The sequence below is a fragment of the Mycolicibacter acidiphilus genome (assembly GCF_018455725.1).
GTDB lineage: Bacteria > Actinomycetota > Actinomycetes > Mycobacteriales > Mycobacteriaceae > Mycobacterium > Mycobacterium acidiphilum.
In genome coordinates, this window is the sequence record NZ_JAHCLR010000005.1 from 129553 (window position 1) to 155696 (window position 26144).

Below are 26144 nucleotides of genomic sequence, written 5' to 3' on the forward strand. Positions count from 1 at the left end.
CATGGCTGGCGGGCCCGATCAACCCGTTGACGTCTCCGCGCTCTCCCCGGAGCAGAAGCGGGCGATGCTGGCGCAACTGCTGCGGGCGAAAGCACAGCAGACGACCTCCGAGCACGCCCTGTCCTACGGGCAGCGCGCGCTGTGGTTCGTGCACCGGATCGCGCCGGACAGCGCCGCCTACACCGTCGCCTACGCCGGGCTGATCCGCGGCGCGCTCGACGTGCCCGCGCTGGAGCGGGCGGCGCAGGCCCTGGTCGACCGGCACCCGATGCTGCGCACCACCTACACCGAGCGGGACGGCCAGCCGATCGAACTGGTGCACGCGCACTGGCCGATCACGATCACCCGCGCCACCGTCGGCGCCGACCCGGCCGAGTTGGAGCAGTGGATCCAGCGCGAGACCGACCGGCCGTTCGACCTGACGACCGGGCCGGTGCTGCGGCTGACGTTGCTGGAGCGCGGCCCGGCCGAGCACGTGCTGGTGCTGACCGTGCACCACATGGTCGTCGACTTCTGGTCTATCGACGTCATCCTCGACGAACTGCGCGCGCTGTACGCCGCCGAGCACGGCGGCCCGGCGCCCGAGGCGACCGCCGACCGCTACGTGGACTTCGCGCAGGCGCAGACGGCGATGCTCTCCGGGCCGGAGGGGGAGCGGCTGTTCGAGTACTGGAGCGGCCGGCTCGCCGGCGATCTGCCGACACTGGCGCTGCCCACCGACCGGCCCCGGCCGGCCGTGCAGACCTACGCCGGCGCGCTGCACCGGTTCAGCATCGACGCGGACGTGACCGCCGGCCTCAAGCAGGCCGCTCGCGCCGTCGGCGCCACCCCCTACATGACGATGCTGGCCGCGTTCGCCGCGCTGCTCGGGCGCTACACCGGCCAGGACGACCTGGTGATCGGTTCGCCGTTCGCCTGCCGGGACCGGGCCGGGCTGATGGGCATGGTCGGCTACGTCGCCAACCCGCTGCCGCTGAGGGTGGACCTGCGCGACGACCCGGGCTTCGTGACGCTGCTCGGTCAGGTCAAGGAGACCGTGCTGGGCGCGATCGCCCACCAGGACTACCCGCTGCCGCTGCTGGTGGAGCGGATGCGGCCGGTGCGCGACGCCAGCCGCACCCCGCTGTTCCAGGTGTCGTTCGCCTGGGAGCAGGTGCGGCTGTTCCAAGACAGTACGGGCGGTGAGATCGAGACGTTGCCGCTGGAGACCCTGCACATCGGGCAGGGCGGTTCGCCGTTCGACATCACCATGCAGGTCGGCGAGCACGACGACGAACTGCAGTGCGCGCTGCAATACAACACCGACCTGTTCGACGCCGCGACCATCGAGGCGATGGCCGAGCACTTCCGGGTGCTGGTGACCGGCATCGCCGCCGAACCGGCCACCCCGGTGTCGCAGCTTCCGCTGCTCACCGAGGCCGACCGCGCGCAGCTGACGGCCTGGAACCAGACCGCCGTCGACTACCCCGAGACGCTGGCCCCGGCCTGCCTGCACGACATGGTGGCCGCCACCGCCGCGCGGGTGCCGGACGCGGTCGCGGTCACCTTCGAAGGTCGCGACCTGAGCTACGCCGAACTCGACGCCCGGGCCAACGGGCTGGCCCGCCGGCTGCAGCAGGCCGGTGTCGGTCCCGACGTGGTCGTGCCGGTGCTGCTGGACCGCTCCGAGGACCTGGTGGTCGCGCTGCTCGCGGCGCTCAAGGCGGGCGGGGTGTTCCTGCCGCTGGACCCCGACCAGCCCACGCACCGGATGGAGGCGATGCTGGCCGACGTGCCCGACGCCCCGATCTGCGTCACGCACCGCAAACACCTGGCGCACGTGCCGGCCGACTTCACCGGCGTGCGGCTCTGCCTGGATCAGGAGTCGGTGGCCGCGTCCCTGGCGACACTGGCGGCTCAGGGCGCCCCGGACGCCGGCACCACCACGACCAGCACCGCCTACGTGATGTACACGTCCGGTTCCACCGGTGCGCCGAAGGGGGCGCTCAACACCCACGTCGGCATCCGCAACCGGCTGCTGTGGATGCAGGACGCCTTCGGAATCGACGGCGATGACCGGGTGCTGCACAAGACCCCGATCAACTTCGACCCGTTCGTCTGGGAGATCTTCTGGCCGCTCACCGTCGGCGCCCGGGTGGTCGTCGCCAAGCCGGAGGGGCACAAGGACGCCGGCTACCTGGCGCAGATCATCGCCGAACAACGGGTCACCACAATGCATTTCGTGCCGTCGATGCTGCGGCGTTTCCTGGCGGAACCGGCTGCGTCGTCGTGCAGCGGGCTGCGCCGGGTGTTCTGCAGCGGTGAGGCGCTCACCGCGGATCTGCGTGACGAGTTCTTCGCCGCGCTGCCCGCCGAGCTGTACAACCTGTACGGCCCCACCGAGGCCGCCATCGACGTCACCGGATTCCACTGCACGCGCGGGGTTTCCGACCCGGTGGTGCCGATCGGTCGCCCGATCGCCAACGTCCGCATCCACCTGCTGGACCCGAATCGTCAGCCGGTGCCGGTCGGGGTGCCCGGTGAGCTGTACATCGGTGGCGTCGGCGTGGGCCGCGGCTACCTGAACCGGCCGGAGACCACCGCCGCCAGCTTCATCGCCGACCCGTTCGGGGACGGACCCGCCAACCCGGACGGGCTGCTGTACCGCACCGGCGACCTGGGCCGCTACCTGGCGGACGGCACCATCGAATACCTGGGCCGCGCCGACAACCAGGTGAAGATCAACGGTTTCCGGATCGAGCCGGGCGAGGTGGAGGCCGCGCTGGCCCAGCACCCCGCGGTCGCCGAGACCGCCGTCGTGGCTCGCAAGGAAGCCGACGGCACCGTCCTGCTGGTGGCCTGCATCGTGCCGACCGGCCCGGCACCGGAGACCGGCGAACTGCGCCGCTTCCTGCTGGAGTTGCTGCCGGCGGCGATGGTGCCGGCGGTGTTCCGCACCATCGATGCGCTGCCGCTGACCGCGAGCGGCAAGGTGGACCGGCGCGCCCTGCTCGCGACCGAAACCGCCTCGGCGGCAGTCGATCCGGCCGAGTACGTCGCCCCGCGCAACCACACCGAGCAGGTGCTCGCGCAGATCTGGTCCGAGGTGCTCGGGGTGGACCGGGTCGGCGTCACCGACGACTTCTTCGCCCTCGGCGGCGCCTCCACCCAGGCGCTGGAGGTCGCGGTGCGCGCCGGCGAGATCGGCATGGAGCTGCGGCCGGAGTCGATGTTCGTCTACGGCACCGTTGCCGACCTGGCCGCCGAGTTCGGCCCGATCCCCGACGACGTCACCGTCACCCCCACCGCCGCGGCGCCGTCGCAGCCCGTCGAGCCGGTGAAACCCGTTGCGGCACCGGTGATCCGGCGTGTGCCGTCCGGCCCGGTCCGCAACACCGTGATCGAGAGCCTCGGGGTGTACCTGCCGTCGCGGGCGGTCTCCACCGAACAGGTGCTGGCCGACTGCGTCAACCCGGTCGACATCCCACTGGAACGGCTGACCGGCATCAAGAACCGGCGGATGGCCGGCGACGGCGAATACTCGATCGACCTGGGCCGCAACGCCGCCACCGACTGCCTGTCGCGGTCCAGCTACGCGCCCGAAGAGATCGACCTGGTCATCGCGTGCAACATCTCCCGCTACGACGGGCCGGAGCACATGTTCACCTTCGAGCCGAGCACCGCGTCACAGCTGCGCGACCAACTCGGCCTGACCAACGCGGTGTGCTTCGACATCAACAACGCCTGCGCGGGCATGTTCACCGGGATCGAGGTCGCAGAGACCTACCTGCGCACCGGGCTGGCGCGCAACGCGCTGGTGCTCAGCGGTGAATACATCACCCACATCACCGAGACCGCGCAGCAGGAGATCGAAGGGGCGATGGACCCCCGGCTGGCCTGCCTGACCGTCGGCGACGCCGGCGCAGCGGTGGTGGTGGAGCTGGGCTCCGGCGACCGGGTCGGCTTCCACGACCTGGACCTGACCACGTTCAGCGAGTACGCCCGGCTGTGCATCGGCAAGGCCAGCGACCACGAGCACGGCGGCGCGATCATGGTCACCGATTCGGTCACCCAGACCGCGATCGCGGTGAAGCACTCGGTGCCCTACGTGGCCGCGGTGATGCAGCGGCACGGCTGGCGTCCGGACACCGCCGATCACCTGCTGATGCACCAGACGTCGGAGGCGTCGATCAACGACGCGATCCTGGCCATCAACCGGGTGTTCGGGACCGGTGCCGCCAGCCGCCGCAACACCATCTGCAACCTGGCCGAGCGCGGGAACACCGCGACCACTTCGCATTTCGTGGCGGTGTACGACTACATCAACGCCGGCCGGATGAACTCCGGTGACAACGTGGTGTTCGCGATCAGCGGCTCGGGCCAGACGATCGGGACCGCGCTGTACACCTTCGACGACCTGCCGGACCGGATGCGGCGGGCCCGCACCGAGCCGGCCGGCAGCCGCCGCAGTGGCCGCAGCGTCCGCCGGGAGACACCGACGATGCCGCGGGTGGCGATCGGCAGCGTCGGCATCGGGACGCCGGCGGCCGGCGAACCGCCGAGTTCGATCGAGTTGGCGACCCGGGCGACCGCGGCGTGCCTGGCCGGTAGCGACGTGGAGAAGTCCACGATCGGGCTGGTGGTGCACGCCGGGGTGTACCGCGACGACTTCCTCTCCGAGCCCGCGGTGGCCACCCTGGTCGCCGGTGACCTGGGGATCAACGCCGAGCCGGCGTCCGCGGACGCCCCGAAGACGTTCGCGTTCGACGTCCTCAACGGCGCGGTCGGCTTCCTCAACGCCGTGCAGGTGGCGGTCGGCTCGATCGGCGCCGGCCGCACCGACCACGCGCTGGTCCTGGCCTCCGAGGTGGAGAACAACACCCCGGAGAGCGGCTACCCGCTGCACGGCATCAGCGAGACCGGTTCGGCGATCATGCTCAGCCCGAGTGCGGGCGCGGAAGGCTTCGGCCGCTTCGTGTTCCAGCACCACCCGGAGCATCGGGCGGCGCTGCACACCTACACCCAGTCGCGAGACGGCCGCACCTGGTTGCGGATCGACCGGGATCCGGGTCTGTCGGCGATCTACCTGAGCTGCCTGCCGTCGGCGGTGAAGGAACTGCTGATCGCCGAGGGGCTGGAGCCCGCCGACATCGCGGTGGTGCTCGGACCGCAGCTGCCGTCCCCGGCCGTCGACGAGCTGGCCGCGCAGATCGGTGTGGCGCGAAGCGGTTTCGTCGACTTGGGGCTGGACACCGATCCGTTCACCTCGACCCTGCCGTACCAGATCGACGCCGTCCGGCAGCGTGGCCTGGTCAAGCCCGGTGATCTCGCGCTGATCATCGCGGTCGGGTCGGGCGTCGAGGTTGGCTGCACCACCTACCGGTTCTGATCGCCGTGCGCGCATTCGTCACCGGCGGAACCGGTTTCGTCGGCTCAAACCTGGTCGCAGCCCTGGCCGACCGGGGCATCGCGGTGCGGGTGCTGCGCCGGTCGACGTCGCCGATGGCCGCCCTGGCCGGCGTGGACTGCGAGACCGTCGAGGGTGACGTGCTGGATCCGGTCGAGCGGCTCGCCGAGGCGATGGCCGACTGCGACTGGGTCTTTCACACCGCGGCGATCTCCGACTACTGGCGCTACCGCACCCGCACCCGGCTGTACGCGACCAACGTGGACGGCACCCGCAACGTGGCGACCGCCGCGCTGCGCGCCGGGGTCGAGCGGTTCGTCTACACCAGCTCACTCGGATCGCTCGGGGTGCCGCAGCGCGGCCGGTTGCTCACCGAGGCCGACCAGTTCAACCTGCGGCCACGACAATTCCCCTACGGGCACAGCAAGTTCCAGGCCGAAGATGAGATAAGGGCGGCCGTTGAGGCCGGGCTGCCGGCGGTGATGGTCAACCCGTCGGTGGTGATCGGTCCGCGCGACGTCAACCGGATCGCCGCGTCGATGGTCGCTGAGGCCGCCAGTGGGCGCCTGCGGGTCGCCGCGCCGGGCGGGGTGAACTTCGTCGCCGTCGACGACGTGGTGGCCGGCCACATCGCCGCCGCCGAACGCGGCCGGGTGGGGGAGCGCTACATCCTCGGCGGGGAGAACCTGACCTTCAAGGAGGCGTTCACCACCGTCTGCGAGATCACCGGCACCCGCGGACCGTCGATGGTGTTGCCGCGCTGGACGATTCCGGTCGCGGCGGCCGGGATCAGCGTCGCCCGCGCGGTGGTGGGCCCGCGGTTGCCGATCGGGGCGCAGCAGATGCGGCTGTCGGCGGCGGAGATCTACGCCGACCCGGGCAAGTCGCACACCGAACTCGGGGTGCCGTTCACCCCGTTCCGCACCGCCCTGCAGGCCGGCTACGAGTGGTACCGCGACAACGGCTATCTGCCGAAGTAGGCCGCCGAAACCCTGCGGCCAATATTTTGTACGACGTCGTACAATCGTGTCATGACTGGCCCGGGTAGCATCCCCGTCTCCGATCTGCGCGAGCAGTTGGCCGCGGTCATCGATGATCTCGATGCGCACGGTAAGGCGATCAAGCTGACCCGGCACGGGCGGCCGGTGGCCGTGTTGATGGGTTTCGGTGCGTTCGAAGCGCTGCTCGATGACCTCGATGACGCCGACGACTACCGTGCGCTCGCCGAATACGACGAGTCGGGTGACCAGGAGACCCTGCCGTGGGAGTTGGCCAAGAAGGATCTGGGCATCATCGCGTGAGTTATCGGGTCCGCCGGACGCGCGGCGTCGAACGCGCCATCGATTCGATCGAGAAGCGCGACCGACTGCGGATCGAAGCGGTGATCGCCCTGCTGGCGGAGAATCCGAGGCCGCCCAAGGCGCTGAAAATGACCGGGTATCGCAACCGGTGGCGAGTCCGGGCGGGTGACTATCGAATTCTGTACGAAATCAATGACGATGTACTGACAGTCCTGGTGATCAGGGTTGCTCATCGGCGTGAGGTCTACCGCGACCCGTAGGTGGCACCGGCACCCGGTCGGACTCGACCGGCCAAGGCCTGCGCCGCCGTGTAGTGCGACACGACGTGATAATCGGCGAGCCGGAACTCGCGCATCTGACGCCGGTACTGGGTTGCGAAGCCCGGGTACAGGGTGGGGTTGGCGCCGTCGGCGGTGAGAAACCAGCTGCGGCAGCCGGTCATCCAGGTTGTCGCGGCGAGGCGTCGCCGAATGTCGCGGTTGTGCCGGTCTTCGGCGTCGGCGCGGACGTCGAGGCAGTGCAGATCAGCGGTGAGGATCGCGCCGATCGCCGCCACCGCGTAGTCGATCTGGGCTTCGACGTAGACCAGCACCGAGTGATGGGCGGGGCCGGAGTTCGGCCCGGTCAGGAAGAACAGGTTCGGGTAGCCGTGGGTGTTGATGCCCTTGTGGGCGTGGCCGCCGCGTGCCCAGTCGTCGGCGAGCCGACGGCCGCCGGTGCCGGTGACGGGGAACGGCGGGCCGATGTGCTGAGCCTGGTAACCGGTGGCGAACACGACGGCGTCGAAACCGTGATCGACGTGATCGGCGGTGCGGATGCCGGTGTGGGTCATCCGGCTGATCGGGGTGTCGATCAGTCGGCAGTTGTGCCGGCCCAGCGCCCGGTAGTAGTCGCTGGAGATCAGCATCCGTTTGCATCCGACGGTGAAGTCGGGGGTGAGCCGCCGGCGCAACGCCGGGTCTTTCACCTGCCGGCGCAGGTGCGCCCTGGCGAACCAGGACACCAGCCGGGTCAGCGGCGAATTCCACACCAGCGCAAGGGCGTTGAACTCGTGGTACCAGTACAGCAGACTGCGGGCTATTCGTCGTGCGGCACCGGATCTGGTAAACAGCGCCCGCGCTACCCGGGGTAGCGCGGCGTCGAGGCGGGGCAGTACCCACGTCGGGGTGCGCTGGAAGACCGTGACCGACGCCGCGATCTCGGCCAGCTCGGGCACGATTTGGACGGCGCTGGCTCCGGTGCCGATCACGGCGACCCGCTTGCCGGTGAAGTCGTAGTCGCGGTCCCAGCGCGCACTGTGCACGGTGTGCCCGCGATAGTCGCCCCTGTCGTCCAGGTCGGGGTAGCTCGGATCCGACAGTGGGCCGCGAGCCAGGACGACGGAGCGGGCGCGCAGCCGGACGCCCCTGGCGGTGTCGACCAGCCAGGTTCCGGTCTCCTCGTCGAAGTGCAGACCGGTCACCTGCAGCCCGAACCGGATCAGCGGGCGCAACCGATGGTCGTCGACCAACTGCTCGATGTAGGCCCGAACGCCTGCAGCGCGCGCGTAGAGGTGCGACCAGTCCGAAGGCGCGGCGAACGAGAAGCAGTACAGAAGTGCCGGGATATCACACGCCGCGCCGGGGTACTCGGTGTCGCGCCAGGTGCCGCCGACGGTGTCGGCGCGTTCCACGATCACGATGTCGTCGACGCCGGCCTGCCGCAGTCTGATGGCGGCGCCGATCCCGGACAGGCCCGCGCCGACGATGACCGTGGCATGGACCCGCGGGTCCGTGTCGGTGCCGGTCACGCCCGCCCCTCCTGTCGGCTGCGCTGTGAATCAAATGAGTCGTTTGACGCGGGCGTCACTTCCGCACGGTGGCCGATGGGCGGATCGGCGACCTGTGCACAGTCCAGAACCCGGGCCGGTAGCGGCACGTCTACCTGCGGAAATAAAAGTCCATGCCGGCATTCGTCGTGCCTATGGGTATGGATAACTTGTTGAAACATACGGCACGTACGGGAAGCTTGCAATGAATTGACAGGAAGTATGAAGGTGGTTAGCTTAGCCGCGACTGAGGCGTACGTTACGTCTGCGTTAACGGGCACCGCTTCGGTAACAGTGACGGACATCGGGGTCTGAGGGGGTTTGTTGTGGTTGCAGCTGGTAGGTCTAACCGGCGTGGTGTGGGTGCGGTCAGTGCGGTGGGGGCGTTTCTGGCGTTCGGGTTGAGTCCGTTGGCGGCGGCGCCCGCTCAGGCGGACTTCGACTTCTTGGACCCGTCGTCGTGGTTCGACCCAGGTGCGGTTGCGGATGTGTCCGGGATGGCGGAGTTCGGCGACCTGGGTGGCCTGCTCGGTGGTGACCCGGGTGCGTGGCTGGACTTCGATCAGCAGATCTACCAGGCGTTCTACGACCCGATGGAAGCGCTGATCAGCAACTCGTCCAACGACTGGTGGCTGAACCCGCTGAACCAGGCGTTCGCCACCGGCGACTCGTGTGGCGTGCTGTGCAACGGCGCCGACGCCTACATCAACGACAACGGTGACCTGGTCGGTGCGCAGGACGGTGGTTCTTGGTTCGGTGACGGCGGCAACGGTCTCGACGGGTCCGACGGTGGCGCGGCCGGCATGTTCGGCAACGGCGGTACCGGTGGTGCGGGTGTGGCCGGGGTCGATGGCGGCGTCGGTGGCGACGGCGGTGCCGGCGGTTTCCTGATGGGCAACGGCGGCGCCGGCGGTGCTGGTCTGGGTGCGTTCGTGAACGGCGACGGTGATGTGGTGGCGGCCGCCGCCGGTGGTAGCGGTGGTGATGCCACGGGCTGGACGGGTATCGGCAACGGTGGTGACGGCGGCACCGGCGGGCACGGCCTGGACGCCACTAGTGGGCATGCCGCGACCGTCGGTGGTGCCGGCGGCAACGGTGGTGATGCGGGCAACCACACCGGTAACGGTGGTAACGGTGGCGTCGGCGGTATCGGTGGTGCCGGGCTGGCCGGCGCCGGTTCGGGTGTCACCGGCGGCACGGGTGCTGACGGTGGTGCCGGTGGTGTCGGTGGTGCCGGCGGCGGGGTCTTCGGTAACGGCGGTAACGGTGGTGCCGGTGGTGTCGGCGGTGTCGGTGGCAACGGCGGTGTCGGAACGACCGGTGCGGCAGGCAGTTTCGCCAACGGTGGTGACGGCAACGGTGGTGCCGGTGGTTCCGGTGGCACCGGTGGTGTCGGCGGCAACGGCGGGCAGGGCGGCGCGGCCGGTGCCGCGGACCACGACGGCAGCGGTGCCGCGGGTGTGCAGGGTGTCGGCGGCAACGGTGGTGACGGTGGCACCGGCGGTGCGGCCGGCGACGGCGGCCGCGGTGCGGACGGCTTCGCCGCGCACCCCAATGCGGGCAACGGCGGCAACGGCGGCAACCTCGGGCAGGGCGGCGCCGGCGGCCACGGCGGAACCGGTTCGACCAGTGGCGGCGCGGGCAACACCGGCGCTACCGGTGCCGGCGGTGGCAACGGCGGTAACGGTGGCAACGGCTACGACGCCGCCACCGACCCCAACGTTACCGCCGGTGCCAACGGCGGCGCCGGCGGTAACGGCGGGAACGGTGGTGCCTTCGGCAACGGCGGGCACGGCGGAACCGGCGGCAACGGTGCGACCGGTGCAGCGGGAACACTCGGTGTCGACGCCGGCAACGGCGGTATCGGTGGCAACGGCGGTGACGGTGGTGCTGCCGGCAGCGGCGCGAGTGGCCTGACCGACGGCGACGGTGGCAACGCCGGTGACGGCGGGGCCGGTGGAGCCGGTTACGACGCGGCCACCGACCCGAACGCGGCACCGGGCACCTCCGGCACCAACGGCGGTACCGGCGGCGGCGGCGGTGTCGGCGGTTCCGGCTTCAACGCCGGCAACGGCGGCAGTGGCGGCCTGGCCGGCGACGGCGGTGACGGCGCGGCCGGTGACGCGACCACCCCCGACGGTGGTAACGGCGGCGACGGTGGCAACCCCGGCCTCGGCGGTGCGGCGGGCACCGCCCACGGCGGCAACGACGGCACAGCCGGCACGTCACCGACCGGCCCGCAGGGCCACGGTGGCAACGGCGGCGCCGGCTACGACCCGTCGAAGGACGCCGGTGCGCCCACCGGTGCCAGCGGTGGCAGCGGCGGCAAGGGCGGCGACGGTGGCGACTACGGCAACGGCGGCAACGGTGGTAACGGCGGCACCGGCACCAACGGGGCACTCGGCCAGGACGGTGGTGCCGGTGGTAGCGGCGGTGCCGGCGGTGACGGCGGCGCGCTCGCCGGTAACGGTGGCCACGGCGGCAACGCCGGGAACGCCGGTAACGGCGGGAACGGGAAGATCGGTGTGCCGCCGGCCGACGGTGACACCAGCGGTACCGGCGGCGGCAACGGCGGTGCCGGCGGCAACGGTGGCGCCGGGGGTAACGCGCAGGCCGCCGACGGCAACGGCGGCAGCGCTGGCACGGCCGGAAACGGTGGTAACGGCGGTACGGCCGGCGCCGCCCAGCACACCGACAGTGCCAACCACGCCTTCTCCCAGCACGGTTTGAACGGCGGCAGCGGCGGTAAGGGTGGCGACGGCGGTGACGCCGGCCTGGGCGGCGCCAACGGCAGCGATGGCGCCAGCACCAACGGCGGCAACGGTGGCAACGGTGGCGACACCTTCACCAAGACACCCAACGACTACAACGGTGGCCGTGTCGATGTGGCCGGGTCCGCCGGCAACGGTGGTGACGGCGGTGCCGGTGGTTCCGGTGGCCTGAACCCCGGACACGGCGGCAACGGTGGCAACGGCGGCAACGGCAACACCGTGTTCGTCAACGGGCCCGGTGGCACCGGTCCGACCGGACACGCCGGTGACGGTGGCATCGCCGGTGTCGGCGGCAACGGCGGCGCTGGAGGTGACGGCTTCGGGAGCGTGACCGGCGGCGCCGGCGGTGACGGCGGCAACGGTGGTATCGCCGGCGGCAACAGCGGCAACCACTTCACCGGCGGCCAGGGCGGCGAAGGCGGTGCGGGCGGCAGCAGCGAGTCCGGCACCGGCGGTGTCGGAGGTACCGGCGGCGACGGCGGCTCCAGCCAGAGCACCAACGTCAACGCGGTGGGTGGTGACGGCGGCGCCGGCGGTGCTGGCGGGGCCAGCCAGACCGGCACCGGCGGCAACGGTGGCACCGGCGGCGGCGGTGGTGCAGGTGTCGACGGCGGCACCACCCGTCCGGACGGGACGACCCTGGTCAACGGCACCAGCGGTGGTGGCGGTGGCACCGGCGGCGCGGGTGGCAACGGCGTCAACGCCGGCGACGGCGGCAACGCTGGTCAGGCCGGCGTCGGCGGCAACGGCGTCAACGGAACCGATGCCACCGACACGACTCCGTCGACGGTCGGCGGCAACGGAGGCAACGGCGGTGCTGGCGGTGCCGGCGGTGCAGCCGGTACCGCGAACGGCGGTCAGGCCGGCACTGAGGGCGCCGGCACCAACGGTGCCACCGGAGGCAACGGCGGTAACGGCGGCAAGGGCAGTGACACTCTCGCCGGTGCCGTTGGCGGCAACGGCGGCAACGGCGGCGACGCCACCGTGGCCCACACGTCCGGCGGCGACGGCGGCAAGGGCGGCGACGGCGGCGTCGGAACGCAGGACGGCGGGCACCGTGCCGGCAGCGGCGGCAACGGTGGCAACGGCGCGAGCGACGGCGCGGGCGGCTTCCTCGCCGGGTCCAACGGCGGCAACGGCGGCGACGGCGGCACCGGTGCGGACTACCTGGGCACCAACGCCGACAACCAGGGCGGCAACGGCGGCGCCGGCGGTAACGGCGGCAACGGCGAGACCGGCGGCAACGGTGGGGCCGGCGGAGACTCCGGCGGCAACGGCACCCCGGATGCGGTCGGCTCAGCCGGTGACGCGGGCAAGGGCGGCGACGGCGGCAGCGGCACGCTCGGCAACGGCGGGACCGGTGGACACGGCGGCAATGGCGGAACCAGCAACGGTGCAGGCCCGCGTCCGACCGGCCTCGGCGGCAACGGCGGCAACGGCGGTGCCAGTGACAGCGGTACGGGCGGCAACGGTGGCACCGGCGGCCGAGGTGGCGACGGCACCGGGCCTGCGGGCAGCAACGGGGACACGGGCCGTGTCGGAGGCTCCGGCGGCAACGGCGGAAACAGTGACACCGGTGCCGGCGGTGCCGGCGCCGACGGCGGCGCCGGCGGTGACGGCACCAGCGCCGGTGCGGCCGGCGGTGCCGGCGGCTCGGGCGGTGCCACCGGCACCTCCGGCGGCAACGGCGGTGCTGCGAACAGCACGCCCGGTGCTGCGCCGTCCGGCACGACCGGCGGGGGAGGCGGCACCGGCGGCGCCGGCGCAACCCCGTAGATCGGGTCTCAAAGCCGGGAAAGCCCTGCACGTCCCGACGCGTGCAGGGCTTTCTCCCACATCCATGATCGTCAGTGCACTGGCAGCCAGTCGTCCTCGTTGAAGTGCTGACGGACGAGTTCGTCGTAGTCCAGTGCGTCGTAGCTGCGTTGGAGGTCGTCAAGCGCGTCGTCGTAGCCGGGGTCGCCGGGTAGTGGGTCATCGGGCCAGGTGTCATCAGGCCAGGTGTTATCGGGCCTGGTGTTATCGGGCCAGGTGTCATCGGGCCACGGTGATGGTTGCGGGTCGGCCGGTGGGGGTCCGGGATCCGAAACCTCGGTGGCCTTCTGGCGGTGGTGGGCGATGACGGCTTCGATGAAGTGAAACGGGTTGACCCGTGGCTGCCCGCGCTCAAGATGCGGTGGGGGGATCCATTCGACGCGCCCGGTGTCACCGAGGCGGGTGATCCAGCCCTGCACGGTTGCGGTGTTGTTGTCCGGCGGGCAGGCCAGGGCGAGGCCGTCGATGTCGGTACGGCCACCGGCAGCCCAGTCCTTGTCGCTGTGGTGGGCCTGGGACAGATACCCCGACACCGGACACCCCGGCCGGGTACAGCCCCGATCCCGTGCATGTAGCACGATCCGCTGATCAGCGGTGGCGATCCGCTTGGATCGGCCCAGCCACAGCGCCCGACCCTGTCCGTCAAAAATCGTCAGGTAGTGATAGGCATGGGCGGCCATCCGCACCAGATCACCCATCGGCAACAGACTGCCCCCACCGGTGTGCGCTTTACCGGCGATCCGCGCATCAGCCGGCGGTGGCGGTGCAGTGTCGGGGTGGGCGGCGGCCTGCAGTTCAGCCAGGGTGGTGGAGACGATCACAGTCACCGGCAACCCGTTGAGCTGACCTAACTCCCCACTGGCGAGCAGTGCCCGCATCCCAGCGAGTAGGGCGTCGTGATTGCGTTGGGGCACAGTGCGGTCATCATCGGTGATCTGCTGCTGACTGGGAGTACCCGAGACACACGGGTGATCATCAGCGGAATTGGCCATGCCGGGGGCGGCGAGTTTGGCCAGCACCGGTTCGAGGGTGGCGCGCAGTTCGGGGGTGATGAAACCGGACAGGGTGCTCATCCCGTCGGCACGTTGGCGGCCCAGGCGCACACCCCGCTGGGCTTGGCGTTCCCGATCGGAGTAGTCACCGTCGGGATTGAGCGTGATGATCAGGTGCTCGGCGAGGCGGGCGAAGGTGGGCGGATCGAACTGGGCGGCCAGCGCAGCCAGATCGACCTCGGCCCGTTCCCGCTCTGCCGTGCTGACACCGGCTGGGATCTTCGCGTGGGCCTTACGGGCGATCACCACATGTTCGGGCCCGATGTGCCCGGCGGCCTGTTCAGCGGCCAGCGTCGGCAGCAGCGGTGTCAGGGGTTGCCCGCCCAGGGTGCTACGCGGGCCCAACTGAGCGGCCTCATCCACCCGCCGGCGCGCCTCGCTACCGCTGATCCGCAACCGCTCCGCCAGACCCTTGACCAGTGAACACGCCCCCAGAGCACCCTCATGTCCCTCAACAGCCAGTCGGGCCAGGATGCGGTGGTCGATCACCGGCGCCTGCCAGGCCAGGGTTTCCCGCTGGGCCAGCACCTCCACCAACTCCGCAACACTCAACGCATCAAACGAACACTGCGCAAGGCGGGCCGACGCATCGGTGATCGCAGCCAGACACGCCAACACCGTCTCCCGATCAGCGAACGCATCCCTACCCATACATCGAACACTAGTGCGAACCACCGACAAGTTCAGTCGAGCATGCCCCGCTCGCGGAACCAGGTCAGCGCGGCATCGATCGCCGGCTCGATCGGGCCGACCCGATAGCCGAGTTCCCGCACGGCCTTGTCGCTGCGGTAGCGGTACAGGTCGGTGAAGGCGTACCGGATGGCGAACGAGTTCACCGTGGTCTCCCGACCGGTGACGGCCTCGGCCAGGTCGCCGAACCGGCCGGCGATCCGGGCAAGGGGGTGCGGCAGGCGCAGTGACGGGGGCCGAACCCCGGCCAGTCGGGCGACCCGCTCCATGAAGTCGCGGTAGGTCAGCTCCGCGCCGCCGAGCAGATAGTGCTCGCCGCGCTTGCCCTGCGACCAGGCCGCGATCATCCCGCGGGCGACCTCGCGCACGTCGGCGAAGTTGTTGTAGCCGGGCAGCCAGAACGGGGTCCGGCGCCGGACGACCTCGAGGATCATCCGGCCCGAGCTGGGCTTGCTGTCGCGCGGACCGATCAGATACGTCGGGTGGACGATCACCGCGTCGACGGCGTCGGCGGCGCGGTCGACCAGGATCTCCGCCTGATGCTTGGTGACGGCGTAGGCGTTGGCGAACTTGAAGCGATCCATCGCCCAGGGGGAGTCCTCGTCGCACGGCGTGCTGTCCGGATTCGGCCCGATCGTGTTGGCGGTCGAGGTGTGCACCAGGCGTGGTGTGCCGCAGTCGATCACGGCGTCGATCACGTTCTGGGTCCCGTCGACGTTGGTGGCCCGGATGGCCGGGGTGACCCGACGCCGGGTGGAGACCGCCGCGGCGCAATGGAAGACCACGTCGGCCCCGGCGAACGCCGCCCGGAGCTCGGCTGTTGAACCGAGGCCGGCGTCGACCCAGGTGACCGGCAGATCGGAGAGCCCACTGGTGTCGGTGCTCGCGCGTCGGATGGCGGTGACGGTGTGCCCGGCCGCGATCAGTTCGGCCGTCAGGTTGGCGCCCAGCAGCCCGCTGGCGCCGGTGATCGCTGCGTGCGCCACGGCTTAGTGGGCGTGCGACGGCAGGCTGGCGACCGGCGGAACGTGCTGCGCCCAGGGGCGCACCGATTCCAGTTGGGCCGCAAGTGAAATCAGCGTCGCCTCGTCGTTCTCCCGGGCCACCAGGTGCACCGCCTCGGGTACGCCGTCGGCGCTGAGTCCGACCGGCACCGATATCGCCGGCTGGCCGCTGTAGTTCTGCGGGAACGTGAACGGGATGAACTTCATCATCCGCAGCATCGCGCGGGCCGGGCCCAGACCCTCGAAGTACCCCAGCTGCACCGGCGGGATCCCCAGCACCGGGGTCATCATGACGTCGAAGTCGGCGACCGGGCGCTGTGAGCGGCCCATGATCCGCGGCTGAGCCGCCACCGCCCGGCGGGCGACCCAGTCCGGGACGAGCCGGCTGGTGCGGGCCTCCGCACGCATCCGCCGCTCCAGCAACTCGGGCTGGGGGAGCCGCTCGATCTCGTGGGCGAAACCGTTCATGAACAGTGCCATCACCGCGGCGATGCCGATCACCGGGTAGATCGGGTCGCGTTCGACGACCTCATGGCCGAGCGAGCGCAGCAGGTCCGCGGTCTCCAGCACCGGCCGGCGCACCTCGTCGCTGACCGGCACCGGGAAGACCGGCTTGAACGACATCGCGATCCGCAGCCGTCGCGGCGCCTGCGCCAGCATCTCCATCAGTGGCCGGGTCGCCGGTGGCGCCGGGATCTCGTCGTCCGGTTCGGGGCCGGTCATCGCGTCGTGCAGCAGTGCGGCGTCGATGACGCTGCGGGTCAGCGGCCCGATGTGGTTGAGCCCGTGGAACCGGTAGGCCCGCTCGGGTGACTCCTTGGTGCTGATCCGGCCCCGCTGACCCTTCAGGCCGACCAGGCCGCAGCACGCCGCGGGGATGCGCACCGAGCCGCCGCTGTCGCTGCCGGTTGCGCCGGGCACCATGCCGGCGGCCACCGCTGCCGCCGAGCCGCCGCTGGAGCCGCCGGGGGTGCGGTACAGGTCCCACGGGTTGCGGGTGACACCCCAGGTCGCCGACTCGCACACCGGGTAGGCGCCGAACTCCGAGAGGTGGGTTTTGCCGATGATGACCGCCCCGGCCGCCCGGAGCCGGCGCACCGCGGCACTGTCGGCACTGGCCGGGCCGGCGTCGATCCCGGTGCCGCACATCGATGAAACCCCGGCCACGTCGGTGTCATCCTTCACCGCGATCGGCACGCCCGCCAGCGGCAGTTCCTCACCGGCGGCCAGCCGCTGCTCGACCTGCGCGGCCTCGGCCATCGCCTGCTCGCCCAGCACGGTGCGAAATACGTTGAGCACCGGGTCGAGTCGCGCGATGCGATTCAGATACAGGGTCACCAGTTCGGTTGGGGATACCTCCCGATCGCGGACCAACTGTGCCAAACGTGCGACCCCGGCGAACACCAGCTCGTCGTCAGCTGTGGGCATGCGTGTGCGTCCTTTCCCCCAAGACACCACAATACCTATCGCAAGCCGAGGAAAAAGGCCTCTAGCGGCAGCGACACCCGAGCAACCGCGTCGCGCGCGGTCTATCCGGCGGTTGCCGGAGTGATGTTGTGGTTCAGCGTGAATCGGTTGTCCGGGTCGAGCCGGGCCTTCAACTCCGCGAGACGCTGATAGGTGGCGTCGCCGAAGCTGGCCCGGATCCGGTCCTGCCCCTCGTCGCCGACGAAATTCAGGTAGGCGCTCTTGGGGCCCAGCGGCCGCAGGATCTCGAAAGCCTGGCTGGCCCAGGCCTTGCAGCGATCGGTGGCGGCGGGGTCGGTCCAGGTCACCATCAGATGAATGATGTACGGGTGCTGCCGGGTGGCAATCGCGGTGGCATCCGGGTCGACCCGGCCGGCGAACCCGCCGAGCCGGATCAGGTGCAGCCGGGTCTCCGCCGACGGGCGCGACCGGCCCAGCAGCGCGATCCGGCGGACCGCCTCGTCGGTCAGCTCGGTGACGAAGACCGACTTCCAGTAGTTCAGCCCGCCGAACGGCGCGGTTTGATCCAGCGCCTGCTGCCAGGTCGGGTACTCCAGCTTGTGCTGCACGGACGCGACCGGTGCGGCGCTGACAGCCTGGGCGCCCAGCAGAGCGGTGACATCGGCTTCGCCGGCGGCATCGGTCAGCGTCGAGCAGCCCAGGATGTTGACCAGGTTCCGGCCCGACTTGCTGTCGGTGGAGAAGTCCAGGATCGACGCCAGGTGGTCCGGCGCGTCGTCCATCTGGGTGCGGAAGTGCTTGAGGACGGCCTCCGACTGCGCGTCGTCGTAGGACTTCACGCCGACGACGATCCGATCCACCGGGTGCAGGCGCAGCGCGAACCGCGCCACCACACCGAAGTTGCCGCCGCCGCCGCGCAGCCCCCACAGCACGTCAGCGTTCTCGGTCTCGCTGACCGGCAGCACGTCGCCGGCGGCCGTCACCAGGTCCGCGCCGATCAGGTTGTCGCAGGTCATCCCGTACGCGCGAGACAGCCAGCCGATGCCGCCGCCGAGCGAGAAGCCGCCGACCCCGGTCGTCGACACCACCCCGCCGGGGCAGGCCAGACCGTGCGCGGACGTGACCCGGTCGACGTCGCCCCAGGTGGCTCCGGCGTCCACGTAGGCGACCCGCTGCTCGACGTCCACCTCGACCTTGCGCATCAGCGACAGGTCGATCACCACACCGCCCTCGGACGCCGAGTGGCCGGCGACGCTGTGCCCGCCGCCGCGCACCGCGATCTGCAGGCCCGAGTCCACGGCGTAGCGGACTGCGGCGACGACGTCGTCGCGGGTCCGGCACTGCAGGATCACAGCCGGCCGCTTGTCGATCAGGCCGTTGAAGACCAGGCGGACCTTGTCGTAGAGCCGGTCCCCGGGGTAGATGGCATCGCCGGCATAACCAGGGATCGCGGGGGCGTTCGGTGTCATCGCTTCCTTCGTATCGGCGTGGTGCAGCCACGCGGGCGGGTGAGAAGTCAGGCCCTAGGAAAGTAGCGGACGGGTCACTCGTCGCGGAGTTCGGTCGCCGGGGTAGACCGGGTGCTCTTCCACGCCGGGATGATCGCCGCGAACACCGCCGCGACGGTGGCCAGCACCGCGTAGGTGACCGCGTCCGACCACGGGAACACCAGCGGGGTGACCAGGCCGACGTTGACGACCGCTGCGCGACGGACCGCCTCGGAGATCGCGATCGACAGCAGGGCGCCGAACAGCCCGCCGGCCGCGCCGGCGATCACCGCCTCGATGGTGGTGATGCTGAACACCCGGAACCGGGTGGCGCCGAGCGCCTGGATCAGCGCCACCTCGCGCTTGCGCCGGATGCCGACCAGCAGCAGCGTCGACGCCACCGAGATGAATGCGATCGCGAGCAGGCCGAACTTGAGGGTGTTCAGCGGGGTCAGGTAGCGGGCGATCGACGCGGCGATCTCCGTCGAGAACCCGGCGGTGTCCACCGCGCGGATCGGTTGGTCGAACTGCGCGTGCTCGATGTTCTCGATCACCTGGCCGGTGCTGAACCCGTCCGCCGGGGTGGCGAAGATCAGCCCCGCCGGCTGCGGGCCGTAGATCTGCTCGGCCGTCTGGTACGACAGGTAGATCCGGCGCCCACCGTATTCGGGGGTGGCCACGATGGTGCCGATGCTCATCGCCTGCGCGTCGAGGCCGCTGCCGAACACCAGCACGTCGCCGATGTGCAGGTCCTTGTCCCGGGCGAGCACGCTGCCGACCACCAGTTCGTGGGCGTCCATGCTGGCTTTCGGCTCTTTCCCGGCGAGCAGACCGAACGGGAAGGTCGGCCGGTCGAGCGCCTGGACGTGAGCCAGCGAGCCGTCCTTGAGCGTGATCTCGATCTCGGCGATCCGCTCGGTCTTCGCCACACCGGCCACGCCGGCCAGCTTGCTGGCGGTGGCCGGTGAGAACCGGGCGTCGATCGGGCCGTAATCCGAGAACTGGGTGGTGGTGATCGCGATCCGGCCGTCGGCCTGCGCCTCGGCCACCTTGGTGGCGCCGATGTTGATGGCGATCAGGAAGCCGGAGAGCAGGATGGCGACCACCACCGGTACCGCGATGGCACCGGAAATCGCCGCGGTCCGGGAACGGTCGGCCCGCAGCGCGTTGAGTGCGATCGTCAGCGTCGCGCCGTGGCCGGACTCCGATTTGGGCCGGAACGCGGTGATCGCCTCGGCGCTGAGGTAGGCGGTGGCCAGCAGCAGCCCGACGATCGCGACGACCGCGCCGGCGTCGGCGACGCCGGCCTGCCAGGGCAGCAGCGCGCCGGAGATCGTCGCCAACCGCGCCGCGATGACCCCGGCCGCGCCGAATGCCAGCAGCCCCAGTGCCCTCGACCAGATCCGGCGTCCGGTGGCCTGCTCCTTGGCGGCCCGGCCGGACAGTTCGGCAGCGATCGGGGTGTTCGACGCGGACACGCTGGGGGTGATCGCGGCGAGCACCGCCAGCACGATGCCGGCCAGCACGCCGACCACCAGAATGGCGGGCTTCAGCACCACCGGAACGGTGACGCCGAGGAAACGCTCGGTGAGCTCGCTGGCGCTGGCAACGATGGGCCTGGAGATCAGGATGCCGCTGACCACACCCATCGCCGAGCCGACGGCGCCGAGCAGTGCGGCTTCGCTGAGGAAGCCGGTCATGATCGACGCGGGTGATGCGCCCAGCGCCGACGCGATCGCGATCTCGCGACGGCGTTCCTCAACCGAGAGCCGGGTGATCTGGGTGATCAGGATGACGCCGACGCCGATCGAGATCAGCGCGAAGATCCCCAGCAGCGGCAGCAGCACGTCGTTGACGTTGTAGCCGCGGGCCGGCTCACTGCGCGGCTGGACGCTGTACGTCGGGCCGAGCGCGGTCTTCAGCCGGGCCTGCACCTCGGCGGCGTTGGCGTCCTTGGCCAGCGTCACGTACATCATGTCGACCCGGTCGCCGCGGGCGAACTGCGCCTTGGCCATGCTCAGCGGCAGCACCGCGACCAGGCCGTTGTTGACGCTGTCCAGGTCGTCGATCCGCTGGAACTTCGCCAGCGACATCTGCCCGGCGTCGGTGACCAGGCTCGCCGAATCGTTCAGCGTCTTGCCCAGTGAGCTGGAGATCGCCGGCGGCGGTTCCGTCTGCCCCCCCGAGCAGACCTTCGGGTTGACGATCCACTGCGCCGAGCAGTCGACGCCCAGGCTCAACCCGAACGACTCCTTGCCGTCGTTGCGGATCAGCGTGACACCGCGGATGACCGGCACCACGGCACCCACCCCCGGCACGGACCGGGCGTCGTCGATGACCGCCGGTGAGATGCCGCCGCGGGTGGCTGCGCCGATCACCCGCAGCGGGGCGGGCCCGGCGATCTGGTAGCCGACGTCGTCGACGGCCTTGGAGACGCTGGTGACCTCGATCATGACGGCCACGACGACGGCGACGCCGCCGCCGAGTGAGAAAGCGGCCAGTGCCGCCCGAAATGCGTGTCTACGGACGGCCCGGAAATTGATAATCCGCAGCAGGCCGAAAGTTGCGGCTAATGTTCCGCGAGCCATGACAGATTGTTTTGCGCGTGAGCCATGCCACTGTCGGTTTCGACTTCACCGTCGAGCAGCGAGATCAATCGGGGGGCCTCGTCGGCGATTTTCCGGTCGTGGGTCACCAGGACGATCGTCTGCCCGGCCGCATTCAGGTTGTAGAGCGCGTCGATGACCCGCTGGCCGTTGACCGTGTCGAGGTTTCCGGTCGGCTCGTCGGCGAGGATGACGTCCGGGTTCATGAACAGCGCGCGCGCGACCGCGACCCGCTGCTGCTCACCGCCCGACAGTTCCGAGGGCACCCGCTTGGCCTTCGCCGCGAGACCGACCTGGTCGAGCAGGCTCATCGCGTGAGCGTGCTGAGCGCGGCCGGATTTGCCGGACAGCATGCCCGGCAGCATGACGTTCTCGATGACCGACAGACCGGCCAGGAGGTTGAACGCCTGGAAGACGTAGCCGAGGGTCTGGCAGCGCACGGTCGCCAGTTGCTTGCGGGACAGCCGGCTGACGCTCTGGCCGTTGATCAGTACGTCACCACTAGTCGGCATATCGAGCAGACCGAGAATGCTGAGCAGGGTGGACTTTCCCGACCCGGATGGGCCGACCATCGCCACAAACTCACCGCGAGTGATCTGAATGTCGATATTGCGCAAAATCGGTGTGACAGTGTCGCCACTACCGAACTGCTTGTTCAACCCACGTGCCTCGAGAACGACCGGCGGTCGCAAAAGGACGGACGGGCTGTGTCCATTGTGGTCGAGCGCTACATCCACGGTCTGCATCTTGGTCCTGATCATGAATCTCCAGCGGGGCTATGTAAAAACAAGATCAATGCCCGCGTTGGAGCGGGTTTCCCCGTTCGACTGCTCACCGACTGGTGCTGGGCTACGCGGCGGCCAGTCCCGATCATACCGACTGTTGGGGTTTGTCAAAAATCATTGACAAGCACAGTGGGTGTGAGAATGGCCGCAATGGTGGCCTGATTTCTACGGGTTAGACTGCGGCCCGCCGGTTTGCTGGGCTGCCCGGGTCGCCGGGTGCACCGCCACCAGCCCCAGTTCGTTGCGCTGCCGGCACAGCTTCGCGAGCTCCGCGTAGACGTTGGCGCCCAGCAATTCGGTGAGTTCGGGCGCGTAGCTCTGCCACACCTGGCGGGTGCCGACGTGGGCGGCCGGATCGCCGGTGCAGTACCAGTGCAGGTCTTCGCCGCCGGGACCCCAGCCGCGCCGGTCGAACTCGGTGATCGTGGTCTTGAGGATCTCGGTGTCGTCGGGCCGGGTCACCCATTCCTGGCTGCGCCGGATCGGCAGCTGCCAGCAGACGTCGGGCTTCATCGTCAGCGGCTCCACCCCGAGACGGACCGCCTTGATGTGCAGGGCGCACCCCGCCCCGCCGGCGAAGCCCGGCCGGTTCAAGAAGATGCAGGCGCCCTTGTGGGTGCGGGTGCGCAACTGTTCCTCGCCGTCGTTCTCGTCGAGTTCCAGGTAGCCCTTCTTGCCCAGGCCCTTGTCGCGGAACTGCCAGTCGGCGTCGGTGAGCAGTTCCACCGCAGCGTCGAGCTTGGCGCGATCGTCGTCGTCGGAGAGGAACGCGCCGTGCGAGCAGCAGCCGTCATCGGGCCGGCCGGCCACGATGCCCTGGCAGGCGGCGGTGCCGAAGACGCACGTCCAGCGCGACAGCAGCCAGGTCAGGTCGGCGGCGATCAGGTGCTCGGGGTTGTCCGGGTCGTAGAACTCCACCCATTCGCGCGGGAAGTCCGGCTCGACTTCGCCGGGGTGCTTGGGTCGGCCGGGAGGTGCGGGGGTCACGAAACTCCACGGTAGACCAAATATTCACCCTGCCCGCACGTCCACCGTTAAGTTATCTCTCGTGCGATTAGGCGTTCTCGATGTCGGCAGCAACACGGTGCATCTGCTGGTGGTCGATGCCCACCGGGGCGGCCACCCGACGCCGATGAGCTCCACCAAGGCGACGTTGCGGCTGGCCGAGGCCACCGACGACTCAGGGAAGATCACCCGCCGGGGGGCGGACAAACTGGTGTCCACCGTCGAGGAGTTCGCCAAGATCGCCGCCAGTTCGGGGTGCGCGGAGCTGATGGCGTTCGCCACCTCCGCGGTGCGCGACGCTTCCAACTCCGAGGACGTGCTGGCCCGAGTGCGCTCCGAGGCCGGGGTGGACCTGAAGGTGCTCGCCGGTGAGGACGAGTCGCGACTGACCTTCCTGTCGGTGCGCCGCTGGTTCGGTTGGAGCGCCGGACGGATCATCAACCTCGACATCGGCGGCGGCTCGCTGGAGTTGTCCAGCGGTCTCGACGAGGAGCCGGACGTGGCGCTGTCGCTGCAGCTGGGCGCCGGGCGGCTGACCCGGGACTGGCTGGCCGAGGACCCGCCCGGCCGGCGTCGGGTGGCGATGCTGCGGGATTGGCTGGACACTGAACTGTCCGGGGCGGCGGCCACCGTGCTCGACGCCGGCCCCGCTGATCGCACGGTCGCGACGTCGAAGACGTTTCGTTCGCTGGCCCGGCTGACCGGCGCCGCGCCGTCGGCGGCCGGACCGCGTGTCAAGCGCACATTGACCGCCGCAGGCCTTAGGCAGCTCATATCATTCATCTCTAGGATGACCACGGCTGATCGGGCCGAATTGGAAGGGGTGAGCACCGAGCGGGCGCCGCAGATCGTGGCGGGGGCTCTGGTGGCGGAGGCAAGCATGCGAGCGCTGTCGATTGAAACAGTGGAGATTTGCCCGTGGGCGCTGCGCGAGGGCCTGATCCTGCGGCGGCTCGACAGCGAAGCGGACGCTGCCACCCTGATCGAATCCGCTTCGGTGGGCGCAGCGGTGCGCGACGCCGGGGGTGCGGACGCGGCTGACCGGTCGAGAGGCAAAGCACGATGACGGGACCGATCCCCACCCCAGAGGCCCGGGACGTCGAGACACGGCCGATCTCGGTGGCGGAGTTGCTGGCTAAGAACGGGACGATCGGCGCCCCGCCGGTCACCGGGCGCCGTCGTCGCCGGAAGGGCAACGCCGACGCGGTCACCGTCGCCGAGTTGACCGGCGAGATCCCGGTGATCCGGGACGACGAGGAACCCGAGTCCGACACCGCGGCGCCGGCGGACCCGACGCCGAGTGGCCGTCTGCCGGTCGGCCCGGCACCGGGCTTCGCCGGCGACGACCGGCCGTCCACCGGGCGCCAGCGGGTGATCGACGAGGACCGGCCGTCCACCGGGCGCCAGCGCGCGCTCGGGAGTCCGCCGCGGCGCGAGCCCGAACCACGCTGGCCGAAGTCACCGCCGCAACCGGCGCGCGGCACCGGCCCGGAGCACAGTCACTACCCGCGGCCGCAGCGTCGCACCGAACCGCCCGCCGGGGCCGAGCGGATGCGCCCGGACCCGGCCGACAACTTCACCGACATCGACGTCGACGTGATGGACACCGACGTCCGCGAAGCCGACCTGCCCAGCGAGGACTCGGCGTTCGTGCGCTCCTTCCTGATCGGCGGCGGCGACGGCGCTGAGCGGTCGGGTCTCACCCGGCCGGCGCTCACCGCGGACCTGCACGACGGCGACCTGCGCGGGGACCTGCACGACGACTTGCATGATGACCTGCACGACGATCTGGTCGACGACCTGGCCGACGAGGACGTGCCCGACCTCAGCGGACGCGACGACGACGTCGACTCCGACTCCGACGACGAGGACGACGAGCAGCCGGGACTGACCGGCTACGCGATGATCGTGCTGCAGTCGGTGCTGGCGGTGGTGCTCGGCGGCGGGCTGTTCGTCGGCTTCGACCAGCTGTGGCGGTGGAACAGCATCGTGGCACTGGTGCTCACCGTGCTGGTCACGCTGGGTCTGGTCGCCGCGGTGCAGGCGGTGCGCAAGACCGTCGACATCGTCAGCACGCTGATCGCCGTCGCCGTAGGGCTGCTGGTCACCCTCGGGCCGCTGGTACTGCACGCCGGCTAGCCGATCACCATTAGTCCCGTGCGCCCAGCGATCAAGGTCGGACTCTCGACCGCATCGGTGTATCCCCTGCGGACCGAGGCCGCGTTCGAATACGCCGCGAAACTCGGCTACGACGGCGTCGAGCTGATGGTGTGGGGGGAGTCGGTCAGCCAGGACATCGGCGCGGTCCGGAAACTGTCCCGGCGCTACCGGGTGCCGGTGCTGTCCGTGCATGCGCCGTGCCTGCTGATCTCGCAGCGGGTGTGGGGATCCAACCCGATCCCCAAGCTGGAACGCAGCGTCCGGGCCGCCGAGCGGCTCGGCGCCCAGACCGTCGTCGTGCACCCGCCGTTCCGCTGGCAGCGCCGGTACGCGGAGGGATTCTCCGACCAGGTGGCCGCGCTGGAAGCCGCCAGCGACGTGGCGGTGGCGGTGGAGAACATGTTCCCGTTCCGCACCGACCGGTTCTTCGGCGCCGAGCAGTCCCGGGAGCGGATGCGCCGGCGCGGCGGCGGCCCCGGGCCGGGGATCTCGGCGTTCGCACCGTCCTACGACCCGCTGGACGGCAACCATGCGCACTACACGCTGGACCTGTCGCACACCTCGACCGCGGGCACCGACGCGCTGGAGATGGCCCGCCGGATGGGTTCGGGCCTGACGCATCTGCACCTGTGCGACGGCAGCGGCCTGCCCGCCGACGAACACCTGGTGCCCGGCCGCGGCGACCAGCCGACCGCCGAGGTCTGCCAGCTGCTGGCGGCCGGCGACTTCACCGGGCACGTCGTGCTGGAGGTGACCACCTCGCACGCGCGGTCGCCGCACGAGCGCGAGGCGCTGCTGACCGAGTCGCTGCAGTTCGCCCGCACGCACCTGCTGCGATGATCTGTCG

General features: G+C 70.4%; 16 protein-coding genes. 8 read left to right on the top strand and 8 right to left on the bottom strand.

Annotation, left to right across the window (positions count from 1 at the left end):
• Window position 1: 1 nt before the first annotated feature.
• The 4 genes from KIH27_RS04745 to KIH27_RS23170 are packed head-to-tail and all read left to right on the top strand — an operon-like array spanning window position 2 to window position 6947.
• Entirely contained in the window at window positions 2–5368 is a 5367-nt protein-coding gene (locus KIH27_RS04745; RefSeq protein ID WP_214091772.1) for a non-ribosomal peptide synthetase, read from the top strand.
• 5 nt (window positions 5369–5373) lie between these two features.
• The gene (locus KIH27_RS04750; protein ID WP_214091773.1) at window positions 5374–6366 is read left to right on the top strand and encodes an NAD-dependent epimerase/dehydratase family protein; all 993 of its coding nucleotides are present in this window, start codon (window positions 5374–5376) and stop codon (window positions 6364–6366) included.
• Window positions 6367–6417: 51 nt separating this feature from the next.
• The gene (locus tag KIH27_RS04755) at window positions 6418–6687 is read left to right on the top strand and encodes a type II toxin-antitoxin system Phd/YefM family antitoxin (RefSeq protein ID WP_214091774.1); all 270 of its coding nucleotides are present in this window, start codon (window positions 6418–6420) and stop codon (window positions 6685–6687) included.
• Window positions 6684–6947 carry a type II toxin-antitoxin system RelE family toxin gene (locus KIH27_RS23170; protein WP_214091775.1) on the top strand — a complete coding sequence of 88 codons (264 nt, stop codon included), beginning with the start codon at window positions 6684–6686 and terminating at the stop codon, window positions 6945–6947. Before KIH27_RS04755 ends, KIH27_RS23170 begins: the two co-directional genes overlap by 4 nt.
• Here the strand turns inward: KIH27_RS23170 and KIH27_RS04765 are convergent.
• Window positions 6932–8476, bottom strand: coding sequence for a flavin-containing monooxygenase (locus KIH27_RS04765; protein WP_214091776.1), 1545 nt, complete (start codon window positions 8474–8476; stop codon window positions 6932–6934). The genes KIH27_RS23170 and KIH27_RS04765 overlap by 16 nt on opposite strands.
• Window positions 8477–8853: 377 nt before the next feature.
• Here KIH27_RS04765 and KIH27_RS22935 point away from each other — a divergent pair, with 377 nt between their 5' ends.
• Window positions 8854–13041: a PE family protein gene (locus KIH27_RS22935; RefSeq protein WP_214091778.1), complete on the top strand. Its 4188-nt coding sequence runs from the start codon at window positions 8854–8856 to the stop codon at window positions 13039–13041.
• 71 nt (window positions 13042–13112) lie between these two features.
• On the opposite strand, the gene KIH27_RS04775 is transcribed toward KIH27_RS22935, so the two are convergent.
• The 7 genes from KIH27_RS04775 to KIH27_RS04805 form a co-directional block, all read right to left on the bottom strand.
• On the bottom strand, window positions 13113–14783 hold the full coding sequence (locus tag KIH27_RS04775; RefSeq protein WP_214091779.1) for an HNH endonuclease signature motif containing protein: 1671 nt from the start codon (window positions 14781–14783) through the stop codon (window positions 13113–13115).
• A 32-nt stretch (window positions 14784–14815) separates the two neighbouring features.
• Window positions 14816–15808 carry an NAD-dependent epimerase/dehydratase family protein gene (locus KIH27_RS04780; protein ID WP_214091780.1) on the bottom strand — a complete coding sequence of 331 codons (993 nt, stop codon included), beginning with the start codon at window positions 15806–15808 and terminating at the stop codon, window positions 14816–14818.
• Window positions 15809–15811: 3 nt separating this feature from the next.
• Complete coding sequence (locus tag KIH27_RS04785; RefSeq protein WP_214091781.1) at window positions 15812–17254, bottom strand: amidase family protein; 1443 nt, start codon at window positions 17252–17254, stop codon at window positions 15812–15814.
• Window positions 17255–17355: 101 nt separating this feature from the next.
• Window positions 17356–18723 (bottom strand): FAD-binding oxidoreductase, encoded by a 1368-nt coding sequence (locus KIH27_RS04790; protein ID WP_214091782.1) that lies wholly within the window; start codon window positions 18721–18723, stop codon window positions 17356–17358.
• 74 nt (window positions 18724–18797) lie between these two features.
• The gene (locus tag KIH27_RS04795; RefSeq protein WP_250149566.1) at window positions 18798–21194 is read right to left on the bottom strand and encodes an FtsX-like permease family protein; all 2397 of its coding nucleotides are present in this window, start codon (window positions 21192–21194) and stop codon (window positions 18798–18800) included.
• A gap of 116 nt (window positions 21195–21310) precedes the next feature.
• Window positions 21311–22084 carry an ABC transporter ATP-binding protein gene (locus KIH27_RS04800; protein WP_307856787.1) on the bottom strand — a complete coding sequence of 258 codons (774 nt, stop codon included), beginning with the start codon at window positions 22082–22084 and terminating at the stop codon, window positions 21311–21313.
• A gap of 213 nt (window positions 22085–22297) precedes the next feature.
• Window positions 22298–23119 carry a DUF3109 family protein gene (locus KIH27_RS04805; RefSeq protein WP_214091784.1) on the bottom strand — a complete coding sequence of 274 codons (822 nt, stop codon included), beginning with the start codon at window positions 23117–23119 and terminating at the stop codon, window positions 22298–22300.
• 61 nt (window positions 23120–23180) lie between these two features.
• Here KIH27_RS04805 and KIH27_RS04810 point away from each other — a divergent pair, with 61 nt between their 5' ends.
• Genes KIH27_RS04810 through KIH27_RS04820 form a run of 3 tightly spaced genes read left to right on the top strand, consistent with a single transcriptional unit; the run spans window position 23181 to window position 26137 of the window.
• The gene (locus KIH27_RS04810) at window positions 23181–24203 is read left to right on the top strand and encodes a Ppx/GppA family phosphatase (protein WP_214091785.1); all 1023 of its coding nucleotides are present in this window, start codon (window positions 23181–23183) and stop codon (window positions 24201–24203) included.
• A complete protein-coding gene (locus tag KIH27_RS04815; RefSeq protein ID WP_214091786.1) occupies window positions 24200–25276 on the top strand; it encodes an Rv0497 family membrane protein in 1077 nt (358 codons plus the stop codon). The genes KIH27_RS04810 and KIH27_RS04815 overlap by 4 nt, the downstream gene beginning before the upstream one ends.
• A gap of 18 nt (window positions 25277–25294) precedes the next feature.
• Window positions 25295–26137: a sugar phosphate isomerase/epimerase family protein gene (locus KIH27_RS04820; RefSeq protein WP_214091787.1), complete on the top strand. Its 843-nt coding sequence runs from the start codon at window positions 25295–25297 to the stop codon at window positions 26135–26137.
• Window positions 26138–26144: the final 7 nt, after the last annotated feature.

Bases quoted from the DNA above. Each gene is read 5' to 3' on its own strand.
- KIH27_RS04745 (WP_214091772.1), top strand. From the start codon at position 2: ATGGCTGGCGGGCCCGATCAACCCGTTGACGTCTCCGCGCTCTCCCCG.
- KIH27_RS04755 (WP_214091774.1), top strand. From the start codon at position 6,418: ATGACTGGCCCGGGTAGCATCCCCGTCTCCGATCTGCGCGAGCAGTTG.
- KIH27_RS04775 (WP_214091779.1), bottom strand. From the start codon at position 14,783: ATGGGTAGGGATGCGTTCGCTGATCGGGAGACGGTGTTGGCGTGTCTG.
- KIH27_RS04785 (WP_214091781.1), bottom strand. From the start codon at position 17,254: ATGCCCACAGCTGACGACGAGCTGGTGTTCGCCGGGGTCGCACGTTTG.
- KIH27_RS04790 (WP_214091782.1), bottom strand. From the start codon at position 18,723: ATGACACCGAACGCCCCCGCGATCCCTGGTTATGCCGGCGATGCCATC.
- KIH27_RS04795 (WP_250149566.1), bottom strand. From the start codon at position 21,194: ATGATCGAGGTCACCAGCGTCTCCAAGGCCGTCGACGACGTCGGCTAC.
- KIH27_RS04815 (WP_214091786.1), top strand. From the start codon at position 24,200: ATGACGGGACCGATCCCCACCCCAGAGGCCCGGGACGTCGAGACACGG.